Origin of the sequence: Pseudomonas sp. IT-P260 (assembly GCF_949768395.1) — a bacterium.
Lineage (GTDB): Bacteria > Pseudomonadota > Gammaproteobacteria > Pseudomonadales > Pseudomonadaceae > Aquipseudomonas > Aquipseudomonas parakoreensis.
Genome location: NZ_CATKPO010000039.1, coordinates 367739 through 381094, shown reverse-complemented (window position 1 = coordinate 381094; position 13356 = coordinate 367739). Strand labels below are relative to the sequence as shown.

The following is a 13356-nucleotide window of genomic DNA, read 5'->3' as shown; positions in this document are numbered from 1 at the left end:
GATCGCAGCCTTCGGCAGCTCCTACAGTCCGGGTTTCCAGTTCAAAATTTGTATTTTTCTACTTGAAAACGACCTCCACCTGTACTGAAAGCGCTACAGCGGAACGATATCGATACACCCTCCTTCAGCGACCGCTGTGCAAGGCTTTGATCCGCTTCAGCTTTTCTCCCCGCCCTGAACTGTAGCGATTTCGCTACAGCCTTCCCTTCACCAGGCTCACAGATAATCAATAAGTCATTGTTTTGCATAGATAAATTCAAGATGGCCGCGTTCTTGCTAAGTAACCGCTCATAAAATCAGGGCTTTCATGCCCAAGCCTTCCACCGCGTCCACCAGACGAGTCTGGCCCCCTTAGGAGTTTCCATGAGCGAGTTGCGTTTTACTGAAGATCACGAATGGCTGCGCACCGAAGCTGACGGCAGCGTTACTGTCGGCATCACCGCTTTCGCGCAGAACGCCTTGGGCGACGTGGTGTTCGTGCAACTGCCTGAGCTGCAGGCTTACGAAAAAGGCGCCGAAGCCGCCACCGTGGAATCGGTGAAAGCCGCCAGCGGCGTGTACATGCCCCTCGACGGCGACGTCCTGGAAGTTAATCCGGCGCTGGAAGACGCTCCGGAACTGGTCAACGAAGATCCGCTGGGCGAAGGCTGGTTCTTCCGCTTCCAGCCAAGCGACGCCTCGGCGGTGGCGAAATTGCTGGATCAGGACGCCTACGACCGTTTGATCAAAGCGCAAGACGAAGCCTGAGGAGTAGCGACATGACCCAAGTAAACCTCGGCACTGCCAACGAATTCATCGCCCGTCACATCGGCCCGCGCGCCGGTGACGAGCAAGCCATGCTCAACAGCCTCGGTTTCGACTCGCTCGAAGCGCTGAGCGCCAGCGTCATTCCGGAAAGCATCAAGGGCACCAGCGTGCTCGGCATGGACGACGGTCTGAGCGAAGCCGACGCCCTGGCGATGATCAAATCCATCGCCGGCAAGAACCAGCTGTTCAAGACCTACATCGGCCAGGGCTACTACAACTGCCACACGCCGTCGCCGATCCTGCGCAACCTGTTGGAAAACCCGGCCTGGTACACCGCTTACACCCCGTACCAGCCGGAAATTTCCCAGGGCCGTCTCGAAGCGCTGCTGAACTTCCAGACCCTGATCAGCGACCTCACCGGCCTGCCGATCGCCAACGCCTCGTTGCTCGACGAAGCCACCGCCGCTGCCGAAGCCATGACCTTCTGCAAACGCCTGAGCAAGAACAAGGGCAGCCACCAATTCTTCGCCTCGATCCACAGCCACCCGCAAACCCTCGACGTGCTGCGTACCCGTGCCGAGCCGCTGGGCATCGAAGTGGTGGTTGGCGATGAGCGTGAACTGACGGACGTCACGCCGTTCTTCGGCGCGCTGCTGCAATACCCGGCAAGCAACGGTGACCTTTTCGACTACCGCGAACTGACCGAGCGTTTCCACGCCGCCAACGCGCTGGTTGCGGTGGCTGCCGATCTGCTGGCCCTGACTTTGCTGACCGCTCCGGGCGAGTTCGGCGCGGACGTCGCCATCGGTTCGGCGCAACGCTTCGGCGTGCCGCTTGGCTTCGGTGGCCCGCACGCCGCCTACTTCTCCACCAAGGATGCATTCAAGCGTGACATGCCAGGCCGTCTGGTCGGTGTTTCGGTTGACCGTTTCGGCAAGCCGGCCCTGCGCCTGGCGATGCAGACCCGCGAGCAACACATCCGCCGCGAGAAGGCCACCTCGAACATCTGCACCGCGCAGGTGCTGCTGGCCAACATCGCCAGCATGTACGCGGTCTACCACGGCCCGAAAGGCCTGACCCAGATCGCCAACCGCGTGCATCACCTGACCGCGATCCTGGCCAAGGGCCTGAGCGCACTGGGCCAGACCGTCGAACAGGCAAGCTTCTTCGACACCCTGACCCTCGCCACCGGCGCGCACACTGCCGCGCTGCACGACAAGGCGCACGCTCAGCAGATCAACCTGCGGGTGATCGACGCCGAGCGTCTGGGCCTGTCGGTGGACGAAACCACCACCCAGGCTGACATCGAAACCCTGTGGGGCCTGTTCGCCGACGGCAAGACCCTGCCGGACTTCGCTGCACTGGCCGCTTCGGTGCACAGCACCATCCCGGCGGCGCTGGTACGTCAGTCGCCGATCCTCAGCCACCCGGTGTTCAACCGTTATCACTCGGAAACCGAGCTGATGCGCTACCTGCGCAAGCTGGCGGACAAGGACCTGGCACTGGATCGCACCATGATCCCGCTGGGCTCGTGCACCATGAAACTCAACGCCGCCAGCGAAATGATCCCGGTGACCTGGGCCGAATTCGGCGCCCTGCACCCGTTCGCTCCGGCCGAGCAAAGCGCCGGCTACCAGCAACTGACCGATGAACTGGAAGCGATGCTCTGCGCCGCCACCGGTTACGATTCGATCTCGTTGCAACCGAACGCCGGTTCGCAGGGTGAATATGCGGGTCTCTTGGCAATCCGCGCTTACCACCAGAGCCGTGGTGACGAGCGCCGCGACATCTGCCTGATTCCGTCGTCCGCCCACGGCACCAACCCGGCCACCGCCAACATGGCCGGCATGCGCGTGGTCGTGACCGCGTGCGATGCCCGTGGCAACGTCGACATCGAAGACCTGCGCGCCAAAGCCATCGAGCACCGCGAACACCTCGCAGCGCTGATGATCACCTACCCGTCGACCCACGGCGTGTTCGAAGAAGGCATCCGCGAAATCTGCGGGATCATTCACGACAACGGCGGCCAGGTGTACATCGACGGCGCCAACATGAACGCGATGGTCGGCCTCTGCGCACCGGGCAAGTTCGGCGGCGACGTCTCGCACCTGAACCTGCACAAAACCTTCTGCATTCCGCACGGCGGTGGCGGCCCGGGCGTCGGCCCGATCGGCGTCAAGTCGCACCTGACCCCGTTCCTGCCGGGTCACGGTCAGATGCAACGCAAGGAAGGCGCGGTCTGCGCAGCGCCGTTCGGCAGCGCGAGCATTCTGCCGATCACCTGGATGTACATTCGCATGATGGGTGGCGCCGGTCTGAAGCGGGCTTCGCAACTGGCAATCCTCAACGCCAACTACATTTCCCGTCGCCTGGAAGAGCACTATCCAGTGCTGTACACCGGCAGCAACGGTCTGGTGGCGCACGAATGCATCCTCGATCTGCGTCCGCTGAAAGACAGCAGCGGCATCAGCGTCGATGACGTCGCCAAGCGCCTGATCGACTTCGGCTTCCACGCCCCGACCATGTCGTTCCCGGTGGCCGGCACGCTGATGATCGAGCCGACCGAAAGCGAATCCAAGGAAGAACTGGACCGCTTCTGCGACGCCATGATCCGCATCCGCGAAGAAATCCGCGCAGTGGAAAACGGCACGCTGGACAAGGACGACAACCCGCTGAAGAACGCCCCGCACACTGCAGCGGAACTGGTCGGCGAGTGGACCCACCCGTACAGCCGCGAGCAGGCCGTTTATCCGGTGGCGTCGTTGGTCGAAGGTAAATACTGGCCGCCGGTCGGTCGCGTCGACAACGTGTTCGGCGACCGCAACCTGGTCTGCGCCTGCCCGTCGATCGAAAGCTACGCTTAAAAAGAACGGGGGCGGTTCGTCCGCCCCACCGCTTTATCGCTTTATCTGTAGGAGCTGCCGAAGGCTGCGATCTTTTGATCTTGATCTTAAAAACAGGATCAAAAGATCGCAGCCTTCGGCAGCTCCTACAGGGGATGTACTCAGCCTGATATTGCGCCAATTCCTATAACAAGAAACCGGAGAACCACTCATGTCGTTAAGCGTGTTCGACCTGTTCAAGATTGGCATCGGCCCTTCCAGCTCCCACACCGTCGGACCGATGCGTGCCGCTGCGCGCTTCGCCGAAGGCCTGCGCCGGGAAAACCTGTTGGCCGCTACCGACAGTGTCCGGGTCGAGTTGTACGGCTCGCTCGGCGCCACCGGCAAGGGTCACGGCAGCGACAAAGCCGTGCTGCTTGGCCTTGAGGGCGAACACCCGGACACCGTCGACACCGAAACCGTCGCCGCGCGCCTGCAGGACATTCGCGGCAATGGCCGGTTGAATCTGCTCGGCGAACACAGCATTGCCTTCAATGAGAAAGAACATCTGGCGATGATCCGCAAACCGTTGGCCTATCACCCCAACGGCATGATCTTTCGCGCACTCGATGCAGCCGGTATTCAAATCCGCAGCCGCGAGTACTACTCGGTCGGCGGTGGTTTCGTCGTCGATGAGGATGCCGCCGGCGCTGACCGCATTGTCGAAGACGCCACACCGCTGACCTTCCCGTTCAAAAGCGCCAAGGACTTGCTCGGCCATTGCGCCACCTACGGCCTGTCGATCAGCCAGGTGATGCTGACCAACGAAAGCGCCTGGCGCCCGGAGGCCGAGACCCGCGCCGGTCTGCTGAAAATCTGGCAAGTGATGCAGGACTGCGTCGCCGCTGGCTGTCGCAACGAAGGCATTCTGCCGGGCGGGCTGAAGGTCAAGCGCCGGGCGGCGGCACTGCATCGACAGCTGTGCAAGAACCCGGAATCGGCGCTGCGCGATCCGCTGTCGGTGCTCGACTGGGTCAACCTCTACGCCCTCGCCGTCAACGAAGAAAACGCCAACGGCGGGCGCGTGGTCACCGCACCCACCAACGGTGCGGCCGGGATTATTCCGGCGGTGCTGCATTACTACATGCGGTTTATCCCGGGTGCGAACGATGACGGCGTGGTGCGCTTTCTGCTGACCGCCGCCGCGATCGGCATTCTGTACAAGGAAAACGCCTCGATCTCCGGCGCCGAAGTCGGCTGTCAGGGCGAAGTCGGCGTGGCCTGCTCAATGGCCGCCGGCGCGTTGTGCGAAGTGCTCGGCGGCAGCGTGCAGCAAGTGGAGAACGCCGCGGAAATCGGCATGGAACACAACCTCGGCCTGACCTGCGACCCGATTGGCGGGCTGGTGCAGGTGCCGTGCATCGAGCGCAATGCCATGGGCTCGGTGAAAGCGATCAACGCGGTGCGCATGGCGATGCGTGGTGACGGGCAGCACTTCGTCTCGCTCGACAAGGTCATCCGCACCATGCGCCAGACCGGCGCCGACATGAAAAGCAAATACAAGGAGACCGCCCGTGGCGGTCTGGCAGTCAACATTATCGAATGCTAATTAGCCCCCTCTTCCTCCGGGAGAGAGCTGGTATGAATCAAGGAGTCACGCATGTCCACCGAACAACTGTCGAAAACCCCGCTGCACGCTCTGCACCTCGAACTCGGCGCCCGCATGGTGCCGTTCGCCGGCTATGACATGCCGGTGCAATACCCGCTCGGCGTGATGAAGGAGCACCAACACACCCGTGAGCAGGCCGGGCTGTTCGATGTCTCGCACATGGGCCAGATTCGCCTGACCGGCGCCAATGCCGCCAAGGCCCTGGAAACCCTGGTGCCGGTGGACATCATCGACCTGCCGGTGGGCATGCAGCGCTACGCGATGTTCACCAACGACAACGGCGGCATCCTCGACGACCTGATGGTCGCCAACCTCGGTAACGACGAGCTGTTCCTGGTGGTCAACGCCGCGTGCAAGGATCAGGACCTGGCGCATCTGCAAAAGCACATCGGTGATCAGTGCACCATTACGGAGCTGTTCGAAGCGCGCGCGTTGCTGGCGTTGCAAGGTCCCGCTGCAGTCACCGTACTGGCGCGTCTTGCACCAGAGGTGGCGAAGATGACGTTCATGCAGTTCAACCGCGTGCAGCTGCTGGGCATCAATTGCTTCGTCAGCCGTTCGGGTTACACCGGTGAAGACGGTTTTGAGATTTCCGTACCGGCAGCCGATGCGGAAAAACTCGCTCGTGCCCTGCTGGCCGAACCGGAAGTCCAGGCCATTGGCCTCGGCGCCCGCGACTCGCTGCGCCTGGAAGCCGGCCTGTGCCTGTACGGCCACGACATGAACACCGACACCTCGCCGATCGAAGCCAGCCTGTTGTGGGCGATCTCCAAGCCACGCCGCGCCGACGGCGCGCGGGCCGGCGGTTTCCCGGGTGCAGAACAGGTATTTGCTCAGCAGCAGAATGGCGTCGCGCGCAAACGCGTCGGTCTGCTGCCACAGGAACGTACGCCGGTGCGTGAAGGCGCTGAAATCGTCAACGAAGCGGGCGAAATCATCGGCAGCGTGTGCAGCGGCGGCTTCGGCCCGACCTTGGGCGGGCCGTTGGCGATGGGTTATCTTGACAGCGCTTATGTCGCACTGGAAACGCCAGTCTGGGCCATCGTTCGTGGGAAAAAGGTGCAAATGCTTGTAAGCAAAATGCCATTTGTTCCACAACGCTACTATCGTGGTTGATTGACTGTTTCTATAAGTAACGCGATTGCGTTATGCGTGCACTAATGTGTAACGCAATCGCCACAAAAAAGTGCATTTTCTAACATCTGATTCGAATATGAACTTTGCTTATAACGATCGAAAACAATTGAACCCGTTCATCGTCTAAGCCGACACTAGTGGATTGACTAACTGCCAGCAAGCGCAGGAAAACCGGGCCTTCGCGGGGCTTGTTTTTTCTCCCGTAGTTGGCGTAGAGTTTGTCCACTGTGTTTGCATGGGTCAGCTTGGAATCGTGACCTGGGCAGTAGCCTACAAAGTTAGCTACATCCCGCTCGACGTCTTCTTACTCTCCTGCAACCAGCCCCAGTACTCTTTCATGAGAAAGAGACTGTCATCAATTTATGCGTCAAAGGAAATAAGAAATGTCGACACGTCAGAGCGGTACCGTCAAGTGGTTTAACGACGAGAAAGGTTTTGGTTTTATCACTCCAGAAAGCGGTCCGGATCTGTTCGTGCATTTCCGCGCCATTCAGGGCAACGGCTTCAAGAGCCTGAAAGAAGGCCAGAAAGTGACCTTCGTTGCTGTGCAAGGTCAGAAAGGCATGCAGGCTGACGAAGTCATCGCCGAAGCCTGATTTTCTGTCATAAAAAAGCCCCTGATATTGATATCAGGGGCTTTTTTGTGCGCGCGAATCCGTAAAATGGCCCTTCATTTTGCGCCCAGAGGCTGCCATGTCGAAAAACCTGCTCACTCCCCAGGGCGACTTTCCTGCTGTTGGCCTTGGCCGGCGCCTGGCAGCAATGTTCTATGACTTCCTGCTGTGCACTGCCCTGCTGATCGTCACCGGCTTCATCTACAAGTTGATCCAGGCAGCGATCATCGGTGAAGAACGCCTGCGTGCACTGACCGATGCCGGCAAGATGGATGGTGATCCGCTGTATTCCACGGTGCTGTTGCTGGTGCTGTTTGCGTTCTTCGCCAAATTCTGGACTCACGGCGGGCAGACACTGGGCATGCAGGTATGGGGGATTCGAGTGCAGAACGCCGATGGCAGCGCGATCAGCCTGTGGCAGGCCCTGCTGCGCTTCATGGTGTCGATCGCGTCGTGGCTGTGCGCAGGGCTTGGATTCTTCTGGTCGCTGTACGACAAGCAGAAGCGCACCTGGCACGACATCTATTCCGATACCCGTGTGGTGCGGATTCCGAAGAAGACCAAATAATTTCCTGACACCGAATACCACTGTGGGAGCGAGCCTGCTCGCGAAAGCGTAGCATCAGCCGACATTTATGTTTGCTGATTCACCGCCTTCGCGAGCAAGCTCGCTCCCACAGGTTTTGGGGTGTTTCTGAAGGACCTCAGGCGTTACCCGCCAGCTTCATCCGCGCCGCCTGGGTGAAATCCAGCATGCGCTTCAATGGGCGGATCGCCTGTGGAATCAGCGCCGGATCGACAAAGATCTCGTTCGTCCCTTCCTTCAGGCTCTTGAGCGTGCGCTCAAGGGTGTTCATGGCCATCCACGGGCAATGTGCGCAACTGCGGCACGCGGCGCCGTTACCGGCGGTTGGCGCCTCGATGAAGACCTTGTCCGGGCACAACTGCTGCATCTTGTAGAAAATGCCGCGGTCAGTGGCGACGATCAGGGTCTTGTTCGGCAGGCTTTGCGCGGCAGCGATCAACTGACTGGTGGAACCGACGGCATCCGCCAGCTCGATCACCGAGGTCGGCGACTCCGGGTGCACCAGAATCGCGGCGTCCGGGTACAACGCCTTCATGTCTTCCAGCTGCTTGGACTTGAACTCTTCGTGGACGATGCACGCACCGTCCCACAGCAGCATGTCGGCGCCGGTCTTGCGCTGAATGTAAGTGCCCAGATGCTTGTCCGGGCCCCAGATGATGGTCTCGCCGTTGTCCATCAGGCTTTCGACGATTTCCAGCGCACAGCTCGACGTCACCACCCAGTCAGCGCGGGCTTTGACTGCGGCCGAAGTGTTGGCGTACACCACCACCGTGCGCTCCGGGTGCTGATCGCAGAACGCCGAGAACTCGTCCACCGGGCAACCCAGGTCCAGCGAGCAGGTCGCGTCAAGCGTCGGCATCAGCACACGTTTTTCCGGGTTGAGGATCTTCGCGGTCTCGCCCATGAACTTCACACCGGCGACCACCACGGTCTTGGCCGGGTGAGCGTTGCCGAAGCGCGCCATTTCGAGGGAGTCGGACACACAGCCGCCGGTTTCTTCGGCCAGGGCCTGAATCACCGGATCGCAATAGAAGTGTGCCACCAGCACCGCGTCCTGAGCCTTGAGCTCGGCGGCGATGGCAGAACGGTAGTAGGCCTCTTCCTCGGCAGTCAGCGGTTTGGGCTGTTTGGCATCGAGGTGGGCTTGAACCAGAAGGCGTTCGGAAATCTGCGTCATGTTCGCAAGACCTGCAGGCGCTTTCGCGCGAAAGTCGAGTATACACCCGGCTCCGGACCACTTGAGGGTACCGCCGGGAGAGTGAGTATTATCAGGCACGGACAGCATTGAAGCTGCGCAAGGCTACAGAATATCCCGTTGATACAAAAGATGATTCTGACCTGTGTCAGCACAGACAATGATGGAAGGAGCGGTGCCTGATTCGCAGGCAAAAAAAAACCCGGAAATCCTCACTTTCGTGGGCCTTCCGGATTTTCTAAACCGCCAAATATGGTGGGTCGTGTGGGATTCGAACCTACGACCAATTGGTTAAAAGCCAACTGCTCTACCAACTGAGCTAACGACCCGCTGTGTGGTGGCGCGTATAATACTGATTTTTAAGGACTATTCAACACCTTTTTGAAAAAAATCAAAAATAAGGTGTTGGATCGCTTACACCGGCCGCCGCAAAGCCCTCTGCACGCAGGCGGCAGCTGTCGCATTTGCCGCACGCACGGCCGTCATCGTCCGCCTGATAGCAGGAAACGGTCAGGCCATAATCGACACCCAGCTTCACGCCCGCCTGGACGATCTGCGCCTTGCTCAGGTTCTGCAGCGGTGCCTGGATGCGGAAACCGTTGCCTTCCACACCCGCCTTGGTCGCCAGGTTGGCCATGCGCTCGAACGACTCGATGAACTCCGGACGACAATCCGGGTATCCGGAATAGTCCACGGCGTTGACGCCGATAAAGATGTCACGCGCGCCGAGTACTTCGGCCCAGCCCAGTGCCAACGACAGGAACACGGTATTGCGTGCCGGCACGTAGGTCACCGGGATGCCCTCGCCCAGCTCTTCCGGGATATCGATGCTGGTATCGGTCAGCGCCGAGCCGCCCATGCCGTTGAGGTTCAGGCCAATCACTTTGTGCTCGACCACACCCAGATCGCGAGCGACGCGCGCGGCGGCATGCAGCTCCGCATGAGAGCGCTGGCCGTAATCGAAACTCATGGTGTAGCAGGCGTAACCTTCAGCCCGGGCCATCGCGACCACAGTGGCCGAATCGAGGCCACCCGATAGCAGGATTACCGCACGTTTTTCGTGAGTGTTCAGTTGTTCAGTCATATCAGCGCCCCGGCTCGTCATTCCATAGATATTTATGCAGCTGCAACTGCAACCGCACCGGCAGGTTGTCTGCCACCACCCAGTCCGCCAGATCCCTGGCATTGAGGTCATGATGACTTGGGGAAAACAGCACTTCACCCGCACGTCGATCAAGACCGTACTGGATCAGCTTCGAGACCGCCCAGTCATAGTCGTCCCGCGAGCAGATGACAAACTTCACCTGATCGTTGGGCGTCAGCAGTTCGATATTTTCGTAGCGGTTGCGGTGCGCCTCTTTGGAGTCCGGCGTCTTCAGGTCGACTACGCGACTGACACGCGGATCGACCGCCGAGATATCGAGCGCACCGCTGGTTTCCAGTGACACTTCATAACCGGCATCGCACAGCTGCTTGAGCAAAGGGATGGCATTGGGCTGTGCCAAAGGCTCACCGCCGGTCACACAGACATAGCGCGGGCGAAACCCGGCCACTTGTTCAAGGATATCGTCGAGGGTGCGGATCGTGCCGCCGCTGAACGCATAGGCGCTGTCGCAGTATTGGCAACGCAATGGGCAACCGGTCAGGCGCACAAAAACCGTGGGCAGCCCGGCAGTCCGCGTTTCCCCCTGCAACGAGTAGAAAACTTCGGTGATTCTCAATGTGTCTTGCATAGTCGCCACGGGCGTAACAGCTAAACAGGCTGTCCGCCTCCGTCAGGCACTTCAGGCAACCCCGCCAACGCGTAGATCACCAGAAGCGTGTTTCAGAAAAAGGGCGTGAATTCTAACGAAAAAACCCGCGACAAGCGCGGGTTTCTTCCAAACGGGTCAAACACACTTACATGCGTTGCAGATCGCGTTGGGCCAACTGAGCAGCGGAGGTCCCCGGGTATTGGGAAACCACCTGTTGCAGAATGCCTTTGACCTTGTCGGTATGACCGAGGCGGCGCTCTACATCAGCCAGCTTGTACAGCGAATCCGGCACTTTGGCGTGCTTGGGATAGAGCTGTGAAACCTTGGCAAAAGCCTGACCCGCACCTTGCAGATCGCCCTTGGCCAGGTTCACTTCGCCCAACCAGTACTGGGCATTGCCCGCGTATTGGCTGTTCGGGTATTTGCGCAGGAATGCCGAGAAAGCCTGGCTGGCCTTGTCGAAATCCTTGGCTTTGATCAGGTCGAAAGCCGCATCGTAATACAGCTTTTCCTTGGCCGGATCACCCGGTTCGCTACTGGCAGCAGGTGCCTGGGCGGCAGCAGCCCCGGCGCCAGCGGCAGCACCGGCAGCAGCACTTGCATCGCCGCCGGTAGAAGAATTCTCAGAAGTCGCGGCAGGTGCAACACCGGATCCTATGCGCCGATCAAGATCCTGGTATCGCTCCAGGGATTCCTGTTTCATGCGCGCAACCTGATTCTGCAGTTCTTCGATCACACCTTGCTGGCGCGATATCTGATCCTGCATCTGTTGCAGTTGGTTGAACAGCATGCCCTGTGCCGAGGCAGGGGCCGAAGCCGCTCCCCCGGCATAGGCGCCGTTCGTACCGTAACCCGCAGGCGGATAACTGCTCCCGCTATTGTTATAACCGGAGTTGTCATCGACCACAGGAACCGCAGCCCACGCCGCAAGCGGCGCGAGGCTGAGAGCCAGAACAGTTACAGCACGACGGCACGTTCGCATATCGAATTACTTACGCAGTTCGACGCGACGGTTTTGAGCCCAGGACTGCTCGTCGTTGCCGGTAGCAACTGGACGCTCTTCGCCGTAGGAAACCAGTTCCAGCTGAGCTGGGGAAACACCTTGCAGTACCAGGTAGCGCTGAACGGCTTTCGCACGACGCTCGCCCAGTGCCATGTTGTACTCACGAGTACCACGTTCGTCGGTGTTGCCTTCCAGAACAACGCGAGCGCCGTTTGCTTTCAGGTCTTTGGCGTGAACGTCCAGAGCGCGCATGGCTTCTGGCTTCAGGTCCGAGCTGTCGTATTCGAAGTAGAAGGTGGTGATTGCGCGCAGAGCAGCTTCTTCGCTCAGGGAACCGTCAACGGCACCAGTGTTAGCGCCGTAACCAGCGTTTGGATCAACAGCGCCTTCACCGGCGTTGTCGCCGCCTTTGGACGAGCAACCTACAGCTACAGCCATGGCCAGAGCCAGCGCAGCAAATTTACCAAACTTCAGCATTTCCATCGTGAAACTCCTAATGAACCCCAGTGTGTTAAGTAAAACGTAAAGCGCCGCGTCAGTTCAGGTAAGGGGACCAGGACGGTTCTCTGACTTCGCCTTGTGCGGTAGGAAGCGGGAGCCTCACGCGTCCATTAATGGACACGAGCATCAAGACTCCCCGGCCCTGCTGGCGGGTGGCGTAGATTACCATGGTGCCGTTGGGCGCAACAGTGGGTGACTCGTCCAGAGTGCTATCAGTGAGGATCTTTACACTGCCTCGCTGCAAATCCTGGGCCGCCACCTTGAAATTGGTGAAACCGTCCTGGCGATGGATCATCACCAGGGTCTTTTCATCAGCCGAAAGCTTCGGGTTGGCGTTGTAGTTGCCAATGAAGGTCACACGCTCGGCACCACCGCCGCTGGCGCTGGTTTTGTAGATCTGCGGCTTGCCGCCACGGTCCGAGGTGAAGTAGATGGTCGAACCATCCTTGCCCCAGTACGGTTCGGTGTTGATGCCAGGGCCTGCAGTCACACGAGTGATCTGACGCGAACCCAGGTTCATCACATAGATGTCCGGGTTGCCGTCTTTCGACAGTACGAATGCCAGGCGATTGCCATCCGGCGACCAGGCTGGTGCGCCGTTCAGGCCTTCGAAGTTGGTGATCTGCTCACGGCGACCGGTGTCGATGTTCTGCATGAAAATCCGAGGACGCTTCTGCTCGAACGACACGTAGGCGATGCGCTTGCCATCCGGTGCGAAACGCGGCGACAGGATCGGCTCGCGCGATTGCAGCAGAGTCACGGCACGGGCACCGTCGTAGTCCGAACGCTGCAGGGTGTAGCGAGTGTTCTTCTCGGAGAAACGCTCGGCTGTCACATACAGCAGGCGGGTCGAAAACGCACCTTTGATACCGGTGAGTTTTTCGAACGACTGGTCCGAAATGAAGTGCGCCATGTCACGCAGTTGCTCGGTGGTACCGGAAACACTGCCGTCAGCCACTTTCTGCTCGGTAGCCACGTTGAACAGTGCCCACTGCACCTGCAGACGACCGCCCGCTGGCGCAATGCTGCCGACCATCATGTATTGAGCACCCACCGCCTTCCAGTCACGGAAGATGATTTCGCTCGGCTGGCTTGGCTGGCTGATCATGTTCTGCTTTGGAATCGGCGAGTAATAGCCCGAGTTCCGCAAATCGTTACCAATGATTTCAGCCATGTCGTCCGGCAACACGGCACCGCCCTGCATGCCGAACGGTACGACGGCAATCGGGGTGGCCCGATCGCTGCCGCTGGTGACCAGAATGTTCTTTTCATCAGCCATCGCGATCCCTGCCATGCAGCAGATCACGACCAGCATTCCTCGAAGAAGG

12 protein-coding genes and 1 tRNA gene are annotated in these 13356 nt (G+C 59.7%); 6 read left to right on the top strand and 7 right to left on the bottom strand.

Going from position 1 to position 13356, the window contains the following annotated elements; all coding sequences use genetic code 11:
* The first annotated feature begins 363 nt into the window (after positions 1–363).
* The 6 genes from gcvH (at position 364) to ACM6HV_RS18105 (ending at position 7557) form a co-directional block, all read left to right on the top strand.
* A complete protein-coding gene (gene gcvH, locus ACM6HV_RS18130) occupies positions 364–747 on the top strand; it encodes a glycine cleavage system protein GcvH (protein WP_414904921.1) in 384 nt (127 codons plus the stop codon).
* An 11-nt stretch (positions 748–758) separates the two neighbouring features.
* Entirely contained in the window at positions 759–3611 is a 2853-nt protein-coding gene (gene gcvP / locus ACM6HV_RS18125) for an aminomethyl-transferring glycine dehydrogenase (protein WP_414904920.1), read from the top strand.
* A gap of 190 nt (positions 3612–3801) precedes the next feature.
* Positions 3802–5178 carry an L-serine ammonia-lyase gene (locus ACM6HV_RS18120; RefSeq protein ID WP_414904919.1) on the top strand — a complete coding sequence of 459 codons (1377 nt, stop codon included), beginning with the start codon at positions 3802–3804 and terminating at the stop codon, positions 5176–5178.
* 51 nt (positions 5179–5229) lie between these two features.
* Entirely contained in the window at positions 5230–6354 is a 1125-nt protein-coding gene (gcvT, locus tag ACM6HV_RS18115) for a glycine cleavage system aminomethyltransferase GcvT (RefSeq protein WP_414904918.1), read from the top strand.
* A 404-nt stretch (positions 6355–6758) separates the two neighbouring features.
* Positions 6759–6971, top strand: a complete 213-nt coding sequence (locus tag ACM6HV_RS18110; RefSeq protein WP_007951194.1) for a cold-shock protein — start codon at positions 6759–6761, stop codon at positions 6969–6971.
* Between the two features lie 97 nt (positions 6972–7068).
* Entirely contained in the window at positions 7069–7557 is a 489-nt protein-coding gene (locus tag ACM6HV_RS18105) for an RDD family protein (protein ID WP_414904917.1), read from the top strand.
* A gap of 136 nt (positions 7558–7693) precedes the next feature.
* Here the strand turns inward: ACM6HV_RS18105 and nadA are convergent, their stop codons facing one another.
* The 7 genes from nadA to tolB form a co-directional block, all read right to left on the bottom strand.
* Positions 7694–8752, bottom strand: coding sequence for a quinolinate synthase NadA (gene nadA / locus ACM6HV_RS18100; protein WP_003227499.1), 1059 nt, complete (start codon positions 8750–8752; stop codon positions 7694–7696).
* Between the two features lie 271 nt (positions 8753–9023).
* A tRNA-Lys gene (locus ACM6HV_RS18095) sits at positions 9024–9099 on the bottom strand.
* A gap of 62 nt (positions 9100–9161) precedes the next feature.
* Positions 9162–9854, bottom strand: a complete 693-nt coding sequence (gene queC / locus ACM6HV_RS18090) for a 7-cyano-7-deazaguanine synthase QueC (RefSeq protein ID WP_047296030.1) — start codon at positions 9852–9854, stop codon at positions 9162–9164.
* 1 nt (position 9855) lies between these two features.
* Positions 9856–10503 (bottom strand): 7-carboxy-7-deazaguanine synthase QueE, encoded by a 648-nt coding sequence (gene queE / locus ACM6HV_RS18085; RefSeq protein ID WP_041068581.1) that lies wholly within the window; start codon positions 10501–10503, stop codon positions 9856–9858.
* 166 nt (positions 10504–10669) lie between these two features.
* Positions 10670–11506: a tol-pal system protein YbgF gene (gene ybgF, locus ACM6HV_RS18080; protein ID WP_414904916.1), complete on the bottom strand. Its 837-nt coding sequence runs from the start codon at positions 11504–11506 to the stop codon at positions 10670–10672.
* Between the two features lie 6 nt (positions 11507–11512).
* Positions 11513–12010 (bottom strand): peptidoglycan-associated lipoprotein Pal, encoded by a 498-nt coding sequence (gene pal / locus ACM6HV_RS18075; RefSeq protein ID WP_003178634.1) that lies wholly within the window; start codon positions 12008–12010, stop codon positions 11513–11515.
* Between the two features lie 52 nt (positions 12011–12062).
* A complete protein-coding gene (gene tolB, locus ACM6HV_RS18070; protein ID WP_164747834.1) occupies positions 12063–13343 on the bottom strand; it encodes a Tol-Pal system beta propeller repeat protein TolB in 1281 nt (426 codons plus the stop codon).
* Positions 13344–13356: the final 13 nt, after the last annotated feature.

What these genes read in the sequence shown, in the direction of transcription:
- gcvP (WP_414904920.1), top strand. Translation starts at nt 759, where the DNA reads ATGACCCAAGTAAACCTCGGCACTGCCAACGAATTCATCGCCCGTCAC.
- nadA (WP_003227499.1), bottom strand. Translation starts at nt 8,752, where the DNA reads ATGACGCAGATTTCCGAACGCCTTCTGGTTCAAGCCCACCTCGATGCC.
- ACM6HV_RS18105 (WP_414904917.1), top strand. Translation starts at nt 7,069, where the DNA reads ATGTCGAAAAACCTGCTCACTCCCCAGGGCGACTTTCCTGCTGTTGGC.
- ACM6HV_RS18110 (WP_007951194.1), top strand. Translation starts at nt 6,759, where the DNA reads ATGTCGACACGTCAGAGCGGTACCGTCAAGTGGTTTAACGACGAGAAA.
- ybgF (WP_414904916.1), bottom strand. Translation starts at nt 11,506, where the DNA reads ATGCGAACGTGCCGTCGTGCTGTAACTGTTCTGGCTCTCAGCCTCGCG.
- pal (WP_003178634.1), bottom strand. Translation starts at nt 12,010, where the DNA reads ATGGAAATGCTGAAGTTTGGTAAATTTGCTGCGCTGGCTCTGGCCATG.
- queE (WP_041068581.1), bottom strand. Translation starts at nt 10,503, where the DNA reads ATGCAAGACACATTGAGAATCACCGAAGTTTTCTACTCGTTGCAGGGG.
- queC (WP_047296030.1), bottom strand. Translation starts at nt 9,854, where the DNA reads ATGACTGAACAACTGAACACTCACGAAAAACGTGCGGTAATCCTGCTA.
- ACM6HV_RS18120 (WP_414904919.1), top strand. Translation starts at nt 3,802, where the DNA reads ATGTCGTTAAGCGTGTTCGACCTGTTCAAGATTGGCATCGGCCCTTCC.
- gcvH (WP_414904921.1), top strand. Translation starts at nt 364, where the DNA reads ATGAGCGAGTTGCGTTTTACTGAAGATCACGAATGGCTGCGCACCGAA.
- gcvT (WP_414904918.1), top strand. Translation starts at nt 5,230, where the DNA reads ATGTCCACCGAACAACTGTCGAAAACCCCGCTGCACGCTCTGCACCTC.
- tolB (WP_164747834.1), bottom strand. Translation starts at nt 13,343, where the DNA reads ATGCTGGTCGTGATCTGCTGCATGGCAGGGATCGCGATGGCTGATGAA.